The organism is Leisingera thetidis (assembly GCF_025857195.1).
Classification (GTDB): domain Bacteria; phylum Pseudomonadota; class Alphaproteobacteria; order Rhodobacterales; family Rhodobacteraceae; genus Leisingera; species Leisingera thetidis.
Genome location: NZ_CP109787.1, coordinates 2,782,790 through 2,799,233 on the forward strand (window position 1 = coordinate 2,782,790; position 16,444 = coordinate 2,799,233).

13 protein-coding genes are annotated in these 16,444 nt (G+C 62.5%); all 13 read right to left on the reverse strand.

Going from position 1 to position 16,444, the window contains the following annotated elements; all coding sequences use genetic code 11:
* Positions 1-28: 28 nt before the first annotated feature.
* Positions 29-1,927 (reverse strand): methyl-accepting chemotaxis protein, encoded by a 1,899-nt coding sequence (locus OKQ63_RS13320; protein WP_264210560.1) that lies wholly within the window; start codon positions 1,925-1,927, stop codon positions 29-31.
* 582 nt (positions 1,928-2,509) lie between these two features.
* Positions 2,510-4,477: a sigma-54-dependent Fis family transcriptional regulator gene (locus tag OKQ63_RS13325; protein ID WP_264210561.1), complete on the reverse strand. Its 1,968-nt coding sequence runs from the start codon at positions 4,475-4,477 to the stop codon at positions 2,510-2,512.
* Between the two features lie 103 nt (positions 4,478-4,580).
* Positions 4,581-5,069 carry a hypothetical protein gene (locus OKQ63_RS13330; protein ID WP_264210562.1) on the reverse strand — a complete coding sequence of 163 codons (489 nt, stop codon included), beginning with the start codon at positions 5,067-5,069 and terminating at the stop codon, positions 4,581-4,583.
* 254 nt (positions 5,070-5,323) lie between these two features.
* On the reverse strand, positions 5,324-7,540 hold the full coding sequence (gene katG, locus OKQ63_RS13335; RefSeq protein WP_264210563.1) for a catalase/peroxidase HPI: 2,217 nt from the start codon (positions 7,538-7,540) through the stop codon (positions 5,324-5,326).
* A gap of 54 nt (positions 7,541-7,594) precedes the next feature.
* Entirely contained in the window at positions 7,595-9,166 is a 1,572-nt protein-coding gene (locus tag OKQ63_RS13340) for a GMC family oxidoreductase (RefSeq protein ID WP_264210564.1), read from the reverse strand.
* Between the two features lie 13 nt (positions 9,167-9,179).
* On the reverse strand, positions 9,180-9,704 hold the full coding sequence (locus OKQ63_RS13345; protein ID WP_264210565.1) for a Twin-arginine translocation pathway signal: 525 nt from the start codon (positions 9,702-9,704) through the stop codon (positions 9,180-9,182).
* A 25-nt stretch (positions 9,705-9,729) separates the two neighbouring features.
* Positions 9,730-10,125 carry a VOC family protein gene (locus OKQ63_RS13350; protein WP_264210566.1) on the reverse strand — a complete coding sequence of 132 codons (396 nt, stop codon included), beginning with the start codon at positions 10,123-10,125 and terminating at the stop codon, positions 9,730-9,732.
* Positions 10,126-10,234: 109 nt separating this feature from the next.
* Positions 10,235-11,278 carry an NAD(P)-dependent alcohol dehydrogenase gene (locus OKQ63_RS13355; RefSeq protein ID WP_264210567.1) on the reverse strand — a complete coding sequence of 348 codons (1,044 nt, stop codon included), beginning with the start codon at positions 11,276-11,278 and terminating at the stop codon, positions 10,235-10,237.
* A 61-nt stretch (positions 11,279-11,339) separates the two neighbouring features.
* A complete protein-coding gene (locus OKQ63_RS13360) occupies positions 11,340-12,971 on the reverse strand; it encodes a molecular chaperone GroEL (protein ID WP_264210568.1) in 1,632 nt (543 codons plus the stop codon).
* A 66-nt stretch (positions 12,972-13,037) separates the two neighbouring features.
* On the reverse strand, positions 13,038-13,847 hold the full coding sequence (locus tag OKQ63_RS13365) for an iron-sulfur cluster assembly protein (protein ID WP_264210569.1): 810 nt from the start codon (positions 13,845-13,847) through the stop codon (positions 13,038-13,040).
* 4 nt (positions 13,848-13,851) lie between these two features.
* A complete protein-coding gene (locus tag OKQ63_RS13370; RefSeq protein ID WP_264210570.1) occupies positions 13,852-14,877 on the reverse strand; it encodes an amidohydrolase family protein in 1,026 nt (341 codons plus the stop codon).
* Positions 14,878-14,959: 82 nt separating this feature from the next.
* Positions 14,960-15,334, reverse strand: a complete 375-nt coding sequence (locus tag OKQ63_RS13375; protein WP_264210571.1) for an MmoB/DmpM family protein — start codon at positions 15,332-15,334, stop codon at positions 14,960-14,962.
* Positions 15,335-15,357: 23 nt separating this feature from the next.
* Positions 15,358-16,419, reverse strand: a complete 1,062-nt coding sequence (locus OKQ63_RS13380; protein ID WP_264210572.1) for an aromatic/alkene monooxygenase hydroxylase subunit beta — start codon at positions 16,417-16,419, stop codon at positions 15,358-15,360.
* Positions 16,420-16,444 lie beyond the last annotated feature (25 nt).

Genomic DNA, 16,444 nt, shown 5'->3' on the forward strand with positions numbered 1-16,444 from the left:
CCCCCTCTCCTCTTGCCCGCACAGCGGATCAGCAGCCCAGCTTGGCAACTTCCGCCTTCAGCTCCTGCGCACCGGTGCTCAGCTCATCCGTGGACGCAGCAATGGAATCCGAGGCAATGACCGCCTCTTCCGAAGCATCGACGATGCTCTGGATTGCCTCGGCTACGTCGCGTGCCGCAGTCTGCTGCTCATTTGCGGCGACCGAAATCTGGGCAATCGAGTCGGTGGTGTCGGAGATGCCAGTCAGAATTTTCGTGAAGGCGGCACCTGCCTCTCTCGAGACCTCGCTGCCCTGGGTCACGCGTTTGACCGTCTCGTTGATCAGCTTGCTGATTTCCTTGGTCGATTGCGACGATCGCTCCGCCAGCTTGCGCACCTCATCTGCCACGACCGAGAAGCCAAGCCCGTGCTCTCCGGCCCGGGCAGCTTCGATCGCTGCGTTAAAGGCCAGAAGGTTGGTCTGGCTGGCGATTTCGCTGATCGTCTTGACGATCTCGCTGATCTCCTCGGACGAAGCGTTGATCAGGTCCATCGCTTCAATCGAGCGCTCGATTGCTTTGGCCCCTAGATCGGCCTCTTCCTTGGTTTTCTGTGCGATCTCATCGGAGTGGTTGCTGTTCTGTGCAATCGAGTCGATGGATGCGCTCAGCTCCTCGATCGAGGCACTGATTTCTTCGGTTGTGCAGCCCAGTGTCTGTGCCCCTGCGGCAACGGTCTGAGCCTGTTCCGAGATCTCCCTGGATTGTTCCGCAAACCGGGTTGCGATCCGCGTCACCTCCTTTTCGACCTGCTTTTCCGCTGTGATGTCGGTTGCGAATTTCACCACCTTGAACGGCTTTCCATCAGCGTTGAATACCGGGTTGTAGGAAGCATTGATCCACACTTCCGCACCGCCTTTGCCAAGGCGCTTGTATTCGCCGGCCGAATATTCGCCCATCGCCAGATCAGCCCAGAATTTCCTGTATTCCGGGGAACTGGTATATTCCGGGTCGCAGAACATCCGGTGATGCTGACCGCGGATTTCGTCGAGGGAATAGCCGACTGTTTCCAGGAAATTCTCGTTTGCGGTCAGGATTGTGCCATCCAGCTCGAACTCGATTATCGCCTGGGCGCGGCTGATGGCGGCCATCTTGCCGTCCTGCTCGGCCGTGCGCAGTTTTTCCCCGGTGATGTCGGTGGCGAATTTCACCACTTTGACCGGTTCGCCGTCGGCATCGAAGATCGGGTTGTAGGAGGCATTGATCCACACTTCCGCACCGCCCTTGCCAAAGCGCTTGTATTCGCCGGCCGCAAATTCGCCCATCGCCAGATCAGCCCAGAATTTCCTGTATTCCGGAGAACTGGCATACTCCGGGTCGCAGAACATCCGGTGATGCTGACCGCGGATCTCGTCGAGGGAATAGCCGACTGTTGCCAGGAAATTCTCGTTTGCGGTCAGGATTGTGCCGTCCAGCTCGAACTCGATCATCGCCTGGGCGCGGCTGATGGCGGCCATCTTGCCGTCCTGCTCGGCCGTGCGCAGTTTTTCCCCGGTGATGTTGGTGGCGAATTTCACCACCTTGAATGGTTTGCCGTCGGCATCGAAGATCGGGTTGTAGGAAGCATTGATCCACACTTCCGCACCGCCTTTGCCAAAGCGTTTGTATTCGCCGGCCGCAAATTCGCCCATCGCCAGCCGCATCCAGAAATCCCGGTATTCATCCGACGCCGCATATGCCGAATTGCAGAACATCCGGTGATGCCGGCCGCGGATTTCGTCGAGGGAATAGCCGACCGTCGCCAGGAAATTCTCGTTCGCAGTCAGGATTGTGCCATCCAAGTCGAACTCGATAACCGCCTGAGCCCGATTGATTGCGTCTACTACCCCCCGCAGATCCGCATCCATCTTTTCAGGCTCCGATGCCTCGGCCATTTCTTTCGCACCCATAGTCTTGCCTCACTCATTGAAAATGATCCCTCGGCAAATGTGGGAGACAGCCATTAAAAATTGGATACGACAACCACTTCAGGAAGGTGAATTTACATTCATTTCTCCTCAAAGTAGTTTTATAGACATTTTATAGCGCCCTACACGAGATCCACGATGGCCGCTTTCTTCTTAACCGCGAGACGGAAACGGCCCCCTTCAGCCCTCATGGCAGCAAATCGCGGCTTTTTATGCGCGCGGTTCCGCCAGTGCCCGCGGCGGCCAGCAGCATATGGCCCTGTATCTCCAAGGACGAAATCGCACGGCAACCGGCCGCAAGGTTCAGCCCCGGAGATGACCACACCAGCCGGCCAGCCCGATTACCCAGCCGAGAGCCCGAACTACTGAATGCAGCGCGAGACATGAGCGGTTGAGAAACGTGCAAAGCCGCTATTGGCCGAAGTAGTGCCGGCCCATTCCTGCCGCACTTTATAGGTGATGGTGCCGCAGTGCCTCGGCCCGCATTTGCCGTTGATCACGGCCTTCGACGGTTTCGGCATGAACACCGGCCCGGCGGCCCGCTGGCTCCTGACACCCGCGACCTCAGACCTTGCGGATGTGATACCGCTTGATCTTGCGGTAAAGCGTTGGCCGCGAGATCCCGAGAACCTGAGCCACCTTGGTCAGGTTGCCGTTCTCCGCGGTGATCGCCCGGCGGATGGCGCTGGCCTCGATGCTTTCCAAGTCGCCGGAATGGCCGCCGAGGATGTGCTCCAGCGAATCCTCTTCGCCATCGTCGAAATTGTCCTGGATCTCCGGCGGCAGATCCCGCTCGGTCACGAAACTGTCCGACTTGATGAGATAGAACCGCTGGACGACATTGCGCAGCTCCCGGACGTTGCCGGGCCACTGGTATTGCAGCATCAATTCCATCGCCCGGTTGGCAAAGGTCATCGGCGTGCGCCCGGTTTCTTCGGCATATTTCCGCGAGAAATGGTCGAGCAACGCGGCGATGTCGTTGCCGCGTTCGCGCAAGGGGGGCACCTCGATGGTCATCACCCCGATCCGGTAGAACAGGTCGCGGCGGAAATTGCCCTTCTCAATCTCCTGGCGCAGGTCGCGGTTGGTCATTGACACCAGCCGGACATCGACCGGGCGCCGCTTGTTGTCGCCCATCCGGTAGATCGCCCGCTGTTCGAGCGCCCTGAGCAGGTAGGGCTGCAATTCGATCGGCATGTCGCCGATCTCGTCGAGGCAGAGCACCCCGTTGTTGGCCTGTTCGAACCTCCCGGCGCGCCCGCCCCGGACAGCGCCGGTAAAGGCGCCCTCCGAATAGCCGAACAGTTCCGCGCCGATCAGATCGCTGGAAATGGCCGCGCAGTTGACCGGCACGTAGGGCGCCTTGCTATCCGGTATCCGGCTGTGGATCAGGCGCGCGAACAATTCCTTGCCGACCCCGGTTTCCCCTTGAATCAGCACCGAGACATTGGCCAGCGCCGCGCGTTCGGCCAGGCCGATGGCATCGGCCATCTTCGGCGACGACCCGATGATCTGGATCTCGCCCTCCGCCACATTGGCCCGTGGCTTGATGGTGCAGGTTGCTCCCGCCTCACGCAGCATTTTGCCCTTGTCCTTGAGAAACAGGGCGGCGCCGCGAAAGACGCCTTCCAGCTTGAGCCGTTCGATGCCTTCGGCCTCGACGTTAAGCGGCAAGAGCTTGGGAATGTCCTGGTCCGACAGGCCTTCGAGTTTCGGCAGCAGCTTGTGGCCGACCGACAATTCCTTGGTCCGGCGCTGCGGATCATCGTCCAGCCCGCGGCGGAACAGCACGCGGCCGGACTGATCGACCAGCACCACGCTGTCATGGGCGCGGCTGTAATCCGACATCAGGAAGGCTTCCAGCAATTGCGTGCGTTCGGCCTGTTTCTGTTCTGCCAGCGCAATCTCGATCTCGCGCGCCGCCGCCAGGACCAGCGCCACATTGTGCTGGCGGAAAATCTGCGGCGGACCGGACAGATCCACAACGCCGATCACGTTCTGGGTGAGGGGATCGAAGATCGGCGCACCGGCGCAAGTCCAGGCCTGTACGCCTTCGGCAAAATGCTCGGAGGCGTGCACGTAAGAGGGTTTGCCGGTTTTAAGCGCCGTGCCGATGCCGTTGGTGCCGATGGTGCGCTCGCTCCAGTCGCCGCCAAGCTCCAGGTGGATTTCCTGGCCCTCGTCCAGCACGTGTTCGTCACCGATGGCGTCGATGATCACCCCTTGGCTGTCAGCCAGGATCAGGATGGTGCGGGCCTCTTTCAGATGCGGCTCCAGCCGCTTGAAGGCCGCCGAGGCCGCCTGCCGGAGCGCGGCGTTGCGTTCGCGGCGGAGACCCAGCTGGCTTGCGTCTATCACCCTGCGCGAAGCCTGGCTGCCGGCATCGACCCCCAACTCCCGGCTGCGCCGCCAGGAATCGAGGATCTCGTCCCGCACCTTTGCCGGCGTCCCTTCGCCGTCCTTGTCGGAGGAGACGAATCTCTCCCAGGCCTTGCGGGTATCGCCTTCCGAATAGCTGGAGTTATCAGGCAATTGCTGCGCCCTCTCGCTTTTCTCTTGTGTCGTTGCGGGCCTATGGTACCGGCCCTGCAGGCATTCCTCCCGGTCGACTACGAGAAAATTGCGTGGGTGGGGATCAGTTGTCCTGCGGTACAAGCACGGCTTCAATCGCCTCGGCAAGGGCGCGATCGTTAAAGGTGCCGGTCATCTCCACTCCGTCCAGATGCGCCAGTGCGGCGGCGATGTCGTCCTCCAGCGGCGAGAAGAAACCGTTTTCCCTCGTCGCCAGCACAAACTTTTTCGACATGAAGTTGCCGCGGATCTCGCCCAGCATCTGCATCTGGAGGGCTGTCGACTTGTCGACCAGCACCACCCGGTTATTGATGCTGACCTTGACATAAGGCTCGGGCGCGTCGGATGCGACCCGCACCTTCATGTCGTGGATGATCAGTCCGTCGGGTTTCGGCTCTTGTTTCCGGCGCGCCTGATCGGCCTGCATCCGGCTGAACCCGCCATTGCTGATCTGATCCGCAAGTTTGCGTATCGTGCCAGCATTTTCCGACAGAAGACGCTTTGCCTTCACGTCTTCGAGACGCGGACCGCCGCGCTTCGAAAATATATCCACCACTACTTTTCCTCCCGTGCACAAATGTTAGCAGACTGCGCAGCCAATTGCCAAAAATTTACGGTCGAATATGGCCGCAACAGGCTTTTTTCTTACGGTTTTTGGTCGTGTTCCGGGCATGCATCCTGGCCGAAACGCGGTTCCGCGATCGGGACATTCATGGCCGCCGCAACCTGTCGGGGACCCGTGTCCGGCCCCCGACATACTCGCTAACAAACCGAATCCGGTTTTCGTCTGATCCGCCGCGTCGGGCGTCAGTTCAGTTCGAACCGGTCAGCATTCATGACCTTGTTCCAAGCCGCAACGAAATCGGCGATGAAGAGGCCTTCATTGCCACGGCTGGCATAGACTTCCGCCAGCGCCCGAAGTTGCGAATTCGAGCCGAATACGAGATCTGCGCGCGACGCGGTCCATTTCCTGGCACCGCTGACGCGGTCACAACCTTCAAAGACACGCTCAGTGCCGTTGACCGGCACCCATTCCGTCTCCATGTCCAGAATGTTGACGAAGAAGTCCGTGCTAAGCGCCCCGGGGGTCTTTGTCAGAACACCCGTATCCGTGCCCTGATGGGTTGCGCCGATGCTGCGCAACCCGCCGACCAGGGCCGTCATCTCGGGAGCGCTGAGCCCGAGAAGCTGGGCCTTGTCCACCAGAAGTGCCTCGGCCGGAACCGAATAGGCGGCTTTCTCGTAGTTGCGGAAACCGTCTGCGATGGGTTCCATCGGATCAAAGGATTCGGCATCGGTCTGGGCGGCGCTCGCATCGGTGCGGCCCGGGGTGAACGGCAGGATAACGTCGTGGCCCGCGGCTTTTGCCGCTTGTTCGACAGCCGCATTGCCCGCGAGAATGATCACGTCTGCCAGAGACACTTTTTTGCCGCCGGACGCGCCGCCGTTGAAAGCGCTGGTGATGCCGGTCAGCACATCGAGAACATGTGCCAGGCGGTCCGGCTCGTTGGCCTCCCAGTCCTTCTGCGGGGCAAGACGGATGCGCGCCCCATTGGCGCCGCCGCGCTTGTCCGATCCGCGGAAACTGGAGGCCGAGGCCCAGGCCACCCAGACCAGATCGGCGACCGAAAGGCCGGAGCCCAGGATTTCCGTCTTCAGCGACGCGGTATCCTTGCCGTCGATCAGCGGATGATCCACGGCCGGGACCGGATCCTGCCAGATCAGGTCCTCGCCGGGCACCTCCTTACCCAGATAGCAGGCTTTGGGCCCCATGTCGCGGTGGGTCAGCTTGAACCAGGCGCGGGCGAAGGCCTCGGCGAATTCCTCAGGATTTTCGTGGAACCGCTTGGAGATCGGGCCATAGATCGGGTCCATCCGCATCGCCATGTCGGCGGTGGTCATCATCACCGGCACCTTGGCGACCGAGGCATCGACTTCGGGCGCGTGATCCTCGTCCGAAAGCCCCTTGGCGTGCCAGATATGCGCGCCGGCCGGGCTTTTTGTCAGTTCCCAGTCGTAGCCGAAGAGCACGTCGAAATAGCCCATGTCCCACGTTGTCGGGTTCGGCGTCCAGGGGCCTTCGATGCCCGAGGTCGTCGTATCCACGCCCTTGCCGGACTTGTGCGAATTTTTCCAGCCAAAGCCCATGTCCTGCAGCGGGCAGGCCTCGGGTTCGGCGCCGACCAGGGCCGGGTCCCCTGCGCCATGCGCCTTGCCGAAGGTGTGCCCGCCTGCAACCAGGGCCACGGTTTCCTCGTCGTTCATCGCCATCCGGCCAAAGGTTTCGCGGATGTCGCGGCCCGAGGCGATGGGATCGGGATTGCCGTCCGGGCCCTCTGGGTTCACGTAAATCAGCCCCATCTGCACCGCGGCAAGCGGGTTCTCCAGCTCGCGCGCGCCGGAATAGCGGCTGTTCGGCTTGTCCGAAGTCGCCAGCCAGCCGGTCTCGGCGCCCCAGTAGACGTCCTCTTCGGGCGCCCAGATATCCTCGCGCCCGCCGCCGAAGCCAAAGGTCCGCCCGCCCATGCTCTCGATGGCGACGTTGCCCGCCAGGATCATCAGGTCGGCCCAGGACAGGGCATTGCCGTATTTCTCCTTGATCGGCCAGAGCAGCCGGCGGGCCTTGTCGAGGTTGCCGTTGTCGGGCCAGGAGTTCAGCGGCGCGAAGCGCTGGGTGCCGGTCGAGGCCCCGCCGCGCCCGTCGGCGGTGCGGTAAGTGCCCGCGCTATGCCAGGCCATGCGGATGAAGAACGGCCCGTAGTGGCCGTAATCGGCGGGCCACCAGTCCTTGCTGTCGGTCATCAGCGCGGTCAGGTCGGCTTTGACAGCATCCAGGTCGAGCGCTTTGAAGGCCTTTGCATAATCGAAGCCTTCGGGCATCGGGTTGGACACCGGCTGATGCTGGTGCAGCACCGAAAGGTTCAGCTGGTTCGGCCACCAGTCGCGGTTGCTGCGCCCCGCCTTGTTTGTTGCGCCATGCATGACGGGGCATCCGCCCGTCTTCCTCATGTCATTTCCGTCCATCTTCGTCTCCCTGGGTTGGAAATTCGGTTTTTGTATCGGTGTTTCAGCGCGGGGTCAGAGGTTCTGACGGCCAAGCTCCGCTGCGATGTACTCGGCTTGCCGGATCGCAAGAGCCACGATCGTCAGCGTCGGATTTTCTGCCGCGCCGGTCGTGAACTGGCTGCCGTCTGAGACAAACAAGTTGGCAATGTCATGACTCTGGCCATGGGCGTTGACCACCCCGTCGCGCGGGTTGGCCGCCATCCGGTTGGTGCCGAGATTGTGGGTCGACGGATAGGGCGGTGTCGGGAAGACGCGGGTCGCGCCGACCGCCTCATAGACCGCCTTGCCCTGGCTGTAGGCATGGCCGCGCATCGCGATGTCGTTGGGGTGATCGTCGAAATGCACGTTGGCCACCGGCAACCCGTGCTGATCGGTCACGCCGGTGTTGAGCGTGATGCGGTTTGTTTCCTGCGGCATGTCCTCGCCCACGATCCACATGCCCGCCATGTTCTCGTAGTGGTCGATCGCGGTGGTGAACTCCCGTCCCCAGGCGCCGGGATCGAGAAAGGCCGCCATGAACGGCAAGCCCAGTGCCAGCGTCTCCAGCTCGTAACCGCCCACGAAGCCCCGGGAGGGGTCGTGTACCGCCTCGTCCTGGATGATCCCGGCCATTGTCGTGCCGCGCCACATGCGCACCGGCTGATCAAAGACCGCATAGACCGAGCCGGTCACATGCCGCATGTAGTTTTGCCCGACCTGGCCGGAACTGTTGGCCAGCCCGTCGGGGAACATCGGCGAGGCGGAATTGAGCAGGAGCCGCGGGCTTTCGATCGAGTTCCCGGCAACACAGACAACCCGCGCCTTCTGTTCCTGCTGGTTGCCATCCGCATCGGCATAGATGACGCCCGTGACCTTGCCATGCTCGTTGTGCTCGATCCGCAGAACATGGCAGCGCTCACGCACCTCAAGGTTGCCCGTCGCTTCACCGCGCGGAATGTCTGTATAGGCGGCGGACCATTTGGCCCCCCATTTGCAGCCCTGGAAACAGAACCCGGTCTGCTGGCAGGCCGGGCGCTCGTCGTAATCAGCCGAGTTGATCGCCATCCGGCCGGTGTGGACCGCTTCGTACCCCAGCGCCCGCGCGCCTTTCTCGAAGACCTTGAAATTGTTGTTGCCCGGCAGCCCGGCACGGCCGCCCGTGCGCGTCACGCCCAGCTTGTTTTCAGCGAGTGCGTAGTAGTTGTCCATCTCGCGCGGGTCGATCGGCCAGTCGAGCAGGTTGGCCCCTTCAACATCGCCATAGGTGCTGCGCGCCTTCCATTCGTGGTCCTGGAAGCGCAGCGACGCTCCGGCCCAGTGGATGGTCGTACCGCCGACCGCCTTGACGATCCAGGCCGGCAGGCCCGAGAAGTCCTTCGACACCCGCCAATCACCGCTGGTGGTGCGCGGGTCGACCCAGGCAAGCTGGCCGAAACTGTCCCATTCGTCGTTGATGTAATCCTCGGGCAGGTAGCGCCCGCCGGCCTCCAGCGCGACGACGGAAACGCCTTTCTGGGCCAGTTCGTTGGCCAGGACGCCGCCCCCGGCGCCGGTTCCGATCACGACAACAACGCTGCCGTCTGTCAGGTCAAATGGTGCGCTCATTGCTCAAGCCCCCTCAAAGCCAGTGGATGTCGTCGAAACCGCGGTCGATGTAGCCGCCTTCGGAGAAGCTCTCGCCCTCGTATCCGAAGATCGGCCAAACCGCTTTCTGGTTGTAGAGACCCGTCACAAGACCGCCGCGGACCTGCTGGAAGAAGGCGGTGTCTTTGAAACCGCGCAACAGATCGGCGCGGTCACGTTCCCAGCCGATGCCGATGTAGCGGGCATAGCCCACGCCCCTGGCCGCATCGTTCAGCGCTGCGACACCGGCCTCAACCCCTTCGGCCGCCTCTGCGGTGTCATAGCCCTTGACTGCGATTGCATAGAACTCGTCGCCGACCTGATCGTGCGGATAGATATCGCGCGCCATCTGGATAAGCGTCGCCATAGTTTCAGGCTTGAGATGTTCGACCTCGAGCGCCCAATTGGAGGCGCTGGCCTTGCCCGCGACGAAACCGGCGCCGATAACGAAGCCGGCACCGAAGAGCGCGCTTTGCGACAGCAGCTGGCGGCGGGTCATGCCTTGCTTGCGAAGTGACATTGGGATCCTCCCTGTCTGATCTGGATTACCGGTAGCGTCCGGCCCGCTGCAGGACCTCGATCTCGTAACCGTCGGGGTCCTGAACGAAGAAGAAATGGGCGAGCGTTGCGCCCTCGTGCTTGAATTCGACGAGCTTGCGGGGCTTCAGCCCCTCGGCCTCGAACCTTGCGTGTTCCGCCGCCACATCGGGCACGCAGACCGCCAGGTGGCCATAGCCGTTGCCCAGGTCGTAGGGCTCGGTCTGGCCCTTGTTGATTGTCAGTTCGAGCTCGAAGTCGGCCTCGTCATTGGACAGGTAGACCAGCGAGAAGCCGTCGAAATCGAGACGCTCCGCCACGGTCAGCCCGAAGGCCCTGCGGTAAAAATCGACCGAGCGCTTTTCGTCCAGCACGCGGATCATGGAATGGATGGCTTTGGCCATGGTGTCCTCGGCATTGCAGGTGGTAAGGGGCCCCGCGGGCACCCGGGAAGGACGCAGGCCCGCGGGGCAAGGCACGCGGGCGGCGCGCCTCGGGGAGCCGGGCTGCGTGTCAGGGCACGATCACGCCGCGCCCGGTGAACTTGCGATCCTTGAAGTCGGAAATCGCCTGGTTGATGTTGGCCAGCTTGTATTCGGTCTGGTGCATCGTGACCTTGCCGTCGGCGTTCATCTCCATCAGCTCGACCAATTCGACGAAGTCGCCCACCAGGCTGCCGCCGATCTTGATCTCGTTGGCAACCAGCTCCAGCGTCGGCACTTCGACCCTGCCGCCATAGCCCACCATGATCAGCTCGCCGCCCTGCCGCAGCAGCTTCCAGCAGATGTTCTCGGTGCCGTGCTCACCGACGAAATCAATCGCCACATGCACACCGCCGCCGGTCAGGTCCTTGACCTCGTCGATCAGGTTCGGCCCGCCGTCGAGCACGATGTCGGCCCCCAGCTCCCTGGCCAGCACCTGCGCCGCCGGTTCCCGGTCCACCGCGATGACCCGTGCGCCGCAGGTGTGCTTGAGCACCTGGAGCGCGATATGGCCCAGCCCGCCAATCCCCAAAAGCAGGACATAACCGCCGGGATTGAGCAGTTTCGCGGCCTTCTTGGCGGCGCGGTAGGCGGTGATCCCGGCATCGGCCATCGGCGCGACGCTCAGCGGTGTGATGCCGGTGTTCAGCTTGATGACCGAACGTTCGTTGGTCTTGAAATACTCAGCAAAGCCGCCATCCAGCCCGAGACCCGGGAACTTGCCGTGGTCGCAGTACATGTCATGGCCATAGCGGCATTCCAGGCAGATGCCGCAGGCGTTGAACGGGTGGCAGATCACCGCGTCGCCGGGTTTGACCGAGGTGACATTGCTGCCCACGTCCTCGACCCAGCCGGCGTTTTCATGGCCCATCACGTAGGGCAGCAGGTTGCCCTCGGTGTCCATGATGTCCTTCCAGACGCCTTCGATGATGTGCAGGTCGGTGCGGCAGAGGCCCGCGGCGCCGACCTTGACGATCACCTCGTCCGCGGCCGTGATCGTGGGCGCGGCGACGTCCTCGATCTTCAACTCGACATTCATGCCGGGGTCGTATTCGTAGAGTCTCGCTGCTTTCATGGTCTATGTCCTTTGCTCGGGAGAGGCCGGAACGCCCGGCCCCTCGGGTGTGGAACCGCGCTCAGGCGCGGCCCAGAAGCTCGGCACCGCCACCGCGGGCGGGGCCTTCGGTCGGGTCGGCCTCGCCTTCTTCGAGGTCGCCGACCAGGGTTTCCGTGGTCAGGATCAGCGTCGCGACCGAGGCTGCGTTGACCAGCGCGCTGGCAGGCACACGGGCGGGATCGACGATGCCGGACTCGAACATGTTGCCGTAGGTGCCGGTGGCGGCGTTGTAGCCGTGGCCCGGCGGGCCCTCGGCCACGGCGTGCGCCACGGCGGCCACGTCGGCCCCGGCATTGCGGGCAATGCGGCGGACCGGTTCGGTCAGGATCGAACGCACTAGCTGGATGCCCTTGGCCACGTCGCCGAGCGCGTCGAGCGTGTCGAGGCAGCCGGAGATCTGCGCCAGCGCCGTACCGCCGCCTGCGACCACGCCATCCTCGGCTGCCGCCTGGACCGCACAAAGCGCATCCTCGATCAGCTGGATCGTGCGCTTCTGCTCGACCGGGGTGAAACCGCCTGCATAGATGATCGCGCTGCCGCCCGTGAGTTTCGACAGCCGCTCGCGCAGCTTGTCCTTCTCGATGTTCGGCGGGGCCACGTCATGCTGGCGCTGGACCTGGTTGCGGCGGGCGGTAATCGCCTCCGGATCGCCCTCGCCGCGCAGCACCGAGGTGCCGGATGCGTGTGAGCGGACCATTTCCGCCCCGCCCAGCTGCGCCAGCGTGACGGTCTCGATCTTCTTGCCCAGATCGCGGGCCAGAACCTCGCCGCCTGTCAGGATCGCAAGGTCGTCCATCATGGCGGAGCGCCAATGGCCGTATTCCGGCGGATGCACGATCAGGTATCTCCCCGCGCCGCCGTTCTCCAGCAGCTTGACCACCACCTCTGGCGCGATCTCTTCCGCGACGATCAGAAGCGGGCGGTTCTTGGCATTGGCAATCGAGATGGCGGAGTCCAGCATCTCGGGCTTCAAGATCTTCTGGTCTGTCAGCAGGATCAGCGGGTTGCGCAGCACCGCCTCCATGTGCTCGCGGTCGGTGACCATGTGGTGCGAGATGTAGCCACGCTCGAAAGACATGCCTTCGACCACGTCCATCGTGGTTTCAATGGTGACGCCGAAGTCGGCCGAGATGACGCCATCGCGGCCCACCCGGCGAAAGGCTTCGGCCACCAGCCCGCCCAGCTTGGGATCAGTCGACGACACGCGCGCCACCGCCTCAAGGTACTCCGGGTGGTCGTCGCAATCGAGCGAGGAGGCATCTATCGCGTCGACCACCCGCGCAACCGCCAGGTCGATCCCCTTGCAGAGATCGACTGGCTTGACACCCTTATCGGTCAAATCCACGCCACGCTGGATCAGTGCGTTGGCCAGCACGATGGCGGTAGTCGTACCGTCCCCCGCCACGTCATTTGTTTGCATCGAAACCTCGCGCACCACTTGGGCGCCCATGTTCTCGAAGCGGTCGTTGAGTTCGATCTCCGAGGCAATGCTGACCCCGTCGCGGGTCACCAGCGGGGTGCCCACCGGGCGGTCCACCATTGCATTCAGCCCCTTGGGCCCGAGCGTCGGTTCTACCGCTGCCGCAAGCCGCGCGACACCGCGGGCCAGACAGTTGCGGGCGGTCTTGCCGTGTACCATGAGTTTAGCCATATCTTCCTCCATCGGCCCAGACAAAAACCTGGGCGCTGTCCTAATTTCATATGATTTTTCAGTGAATTACCCTCGCGCGGCGAGTTCTTCCCGAGGCGGCACGCGACCTTCGATGAAGTCGATCAGCGTCGGACCATCGGGCCCGATCTCGACTTCCTTGTAGCGCGTCTTGGCGAGCCCCCGGCATAGCGCCCCGTTGAACTCCATATTGATCCGCGTGCTGCGCAGACGGGTCAGATGCGCACCCAGATCCGCGGCCTCGATCGGCTGGCCGTCCCAGGTGGGAAAGGCCGGATCATCCGCCGCATAGGCCAGGCCCTGCGCCGCGAGAATGTCGAGGTAGCGCGGTTTCTGGCGCAGCTCTTCCTCGCCCTCGAAGCCGATCCGGCGCAGGTCGCCCAGCGTCATCGACACGATCTCGCCGGCGCTGTATCCGAGCCCCTGAAGGCCCAGCATCACGGTTTCCTGCCGCCGGTCGAAGGCCTTGGCGAGGAACTTCCCGGCCACGTCGTCAAGCCGCGCGCCATCGCAATACTCGGCGAAGACCTCGTGATAGGGCCGCCCGCTGTTGACGCCCTGGTTGACCTTGTCGCCGAAGCAGTGATCGTTCAGCTGCACCTCGGCCTCGTCGACCCAGGGCAGCATCATGACTTCCCTGCGGATGCCGAAGGCCATCAGGAAGGCGAAGTTGGGTGAGCACCAGTAGGTGGGGAGCCGAAACTCGACCCTCACCCTTATCTTTCTGGCTTGCGTCACCTCGATGCGCTCGACGAAGCCCATGTCGGTAATGGGCTCGTCAAGCTCCGGGTCCGTCACGGATTCGAGACGGTCCCAGACTTCCAGCTCGTGCACAGCGCTCAGGTTTTCGACACGCATCGGATCACTCCGCCGCGATCTGGACCGGAGCGCCGGCCAGTTGTGCCTTCTTCGCCTCGACATCGATGTCGTAGAGCCTGGCGGCATTGAGGCCGAGGATCTTCTCCTTGATCTCGTCGGTCAGCTGCACGCCGCCGCGTTCTGCCGAGATGTCCTCGGGGATCTGGTAGTCCCAGAACTTCTCGACCAGCCACCCAGGCGTCCAGATCGCATAGTCCGAGCCGAACAACAGCTTGTCTTCGCCGACCCACCACAGCAGTTCCGCAATCACCTCGCCGAAGTAGCGCGGGCGCGAATGGATGAAGGGCATCGCCACCGCCAGGCCGCCATAGACGTTGGTTTCCTGGGTCGCGATCCAGCAGAAATCGTCGAGCCGCGGCAGGCCGCAATGTTCGATGATCCAGTTGAGGCCCTGGAAATCGGTGGCAGCGTGGTCGACGTCATGGACGTCGAAAGCATCCTTCGACAGCGGGATGATCGTCGGACCCTTGTGGACATGAATGTTCCTGATGCCCAGCTTCTCGCACAGCTCGAAGCACTTGTAGGCCGCCGGATCGTTCAGCGCCCAGCCCTTGCTGTCGCCGTTCCACTCGGCCGTGTACATCTTCACGCCCTTGATATCAAAGGTTTCCTTCATGTAGTGGATGTAATCCAGCGCCTTCTCGCCATCGCGGGGATCGAAGCTGCCGTTGACGATGAAGCGCTCCGGGTGGCGTTTGGCCATCGACGACGAGCGTTCGATCGAAGAAAACCCGTTCTTGTAGAAGTCGTTCAGATAGGTCGACTGGATGATCGCCATGTCGTCGGGCCCGTCGACAAACAGGTCGCGGTAGATGTCGTCCTCGGAATACTTCTCGAACCTGGCCTTCTCCCAGAGCTGGTCCTCGGGGCTCAGGTTGGTGTGATAGGCATAGAAGCAGTCGATGAACTGCTTGCCGTGCACGTTCGCCTGGTTCTCGGGGCTGCCGTCCCAGAAATGGGTGTGCCCGTCGAGAACGAAAATCTCTTTTCCGTCCGGTGTCTTGAACATGGTGTCCTCCCTTGCGTTGGCTGAGATATTGGGGGCTCCGGGGCCTAGCGGGTGCAGCGGCCCCGGAGCCGTCAGAGGTCGATCAGATGTATTCCATGACCTCGTTCATATCGCCGAACAGGATCACGGTATCGTCGTCGACCCGGACCATCCGCCCGTAGTGGGTCGAGGTGTTGACCTCGAAGGTCTCGGCGGTCATCTCGCGGCCCAGGTATTCGGTGATCTCGCTCATCTGGAAGATCAGCTTGCCCTCGCCATCGATCCGGATGGTCGCCGGGTTGTAGGTGATCGTGACATTGGGGTCGTTTTCCTCCATGAACTCGGCGATGGCGCGGGCCTCGACGCTGTCGTTCATGGTGACGCCGCACTGGTGCGAGACCTCGCGTGAGGTCAGGTCGATGTCCTTCATCGATTTGAAGATGTTCTGGTTGGACGCATTGCGCGCTGTGCTAGACATGGTTCCAGTTCCTTTTCAGAGAGTTACGACAGGCCCAGCTCGGCGATGATTCTGCCAAGGCGCTCTTGCGAGACGGCTTTGACATCTTCGAAGGAGACCGGCTTGGAATGCGGCTGCGACCAGATCGGCTGAAGCGCGGCAGTGGCCTTTTCAGCCAGGCCGCCGTGCTTGGCGAGCCAGCCCTTGAAGAGCGCGCGGTTGTGTTCGCCATGCTCTTCGTCGTGCGCCAGCAGGTAGATCAGGTCGACGGTGTTCGCGAGGTTGCGCTCATAGTCAGCTTCGGCGGCGGAAATCACCGGCGGTGTGATGAAGTCGTTGTTGGCCGCGGCCGCCTGCATGAAGAAGCCCGAGCGGATCAGCTCGCCCACCATCGGCTCAAAGACGATGTTGATGGCGAAATACTGCTCGAGGTAGTCTTCCGAGCCCATAATCGTTTCGATCGCCTCGCGGCAGGGCTGCCAGATCGGATCTTCCAGCCACATCTTCTTGCCCAGGGTGTCATCCCAGCCGTCGATGTCCATGCCGATCTCGGCCAGGTAGAGCGTGATGTCCTGGGTCAGGCGCATCTTGTAGGAGGAATTGGTCAGCGTGGCGTTGTTGATCATCTGGGTATAGCCGTAGCGCTGCGCCTGCATGAGCGAGGTGCCGAGGCCGAATTCCGCGTGTTTCCATGCGCCCAGATGTTTCTGGAGGATGGTTTGCCAGTTCTTGTCGAAGACCTTGTGCGCGCCGGCCTTGCGGGCGTTCGAGATCACGTTCTGCACCATGGTCTCGATCTTCGACTGGCGCTGGTAGTGGGTCCGCTCCCATTCCTGGTCGGGCGCGCGGAAGGCGTGCCAGTTTGACGACAGCGCTGCGGTGTTGTCCTTCCGGTAGGCGCCGCCGCCCTTGCCGCCCTCGAACTCGATGATCCAGTTCTGGATCAGGTAGCGTTCGGGATCGGGCTGGACGTCGACGGTGACGTCCTCGTAGTGGGTCGCCCGCTTGCCGCGCGGTTCGAAGTAATTGTACTTGCGGCTCTTGGAGCCGATGAATTCCGCGGCACCGGCGGCACCGGATCCGACTGAGCTGGATGTTGCTGGCATGATTGCCTCCCTTGGGTTTCGTTCA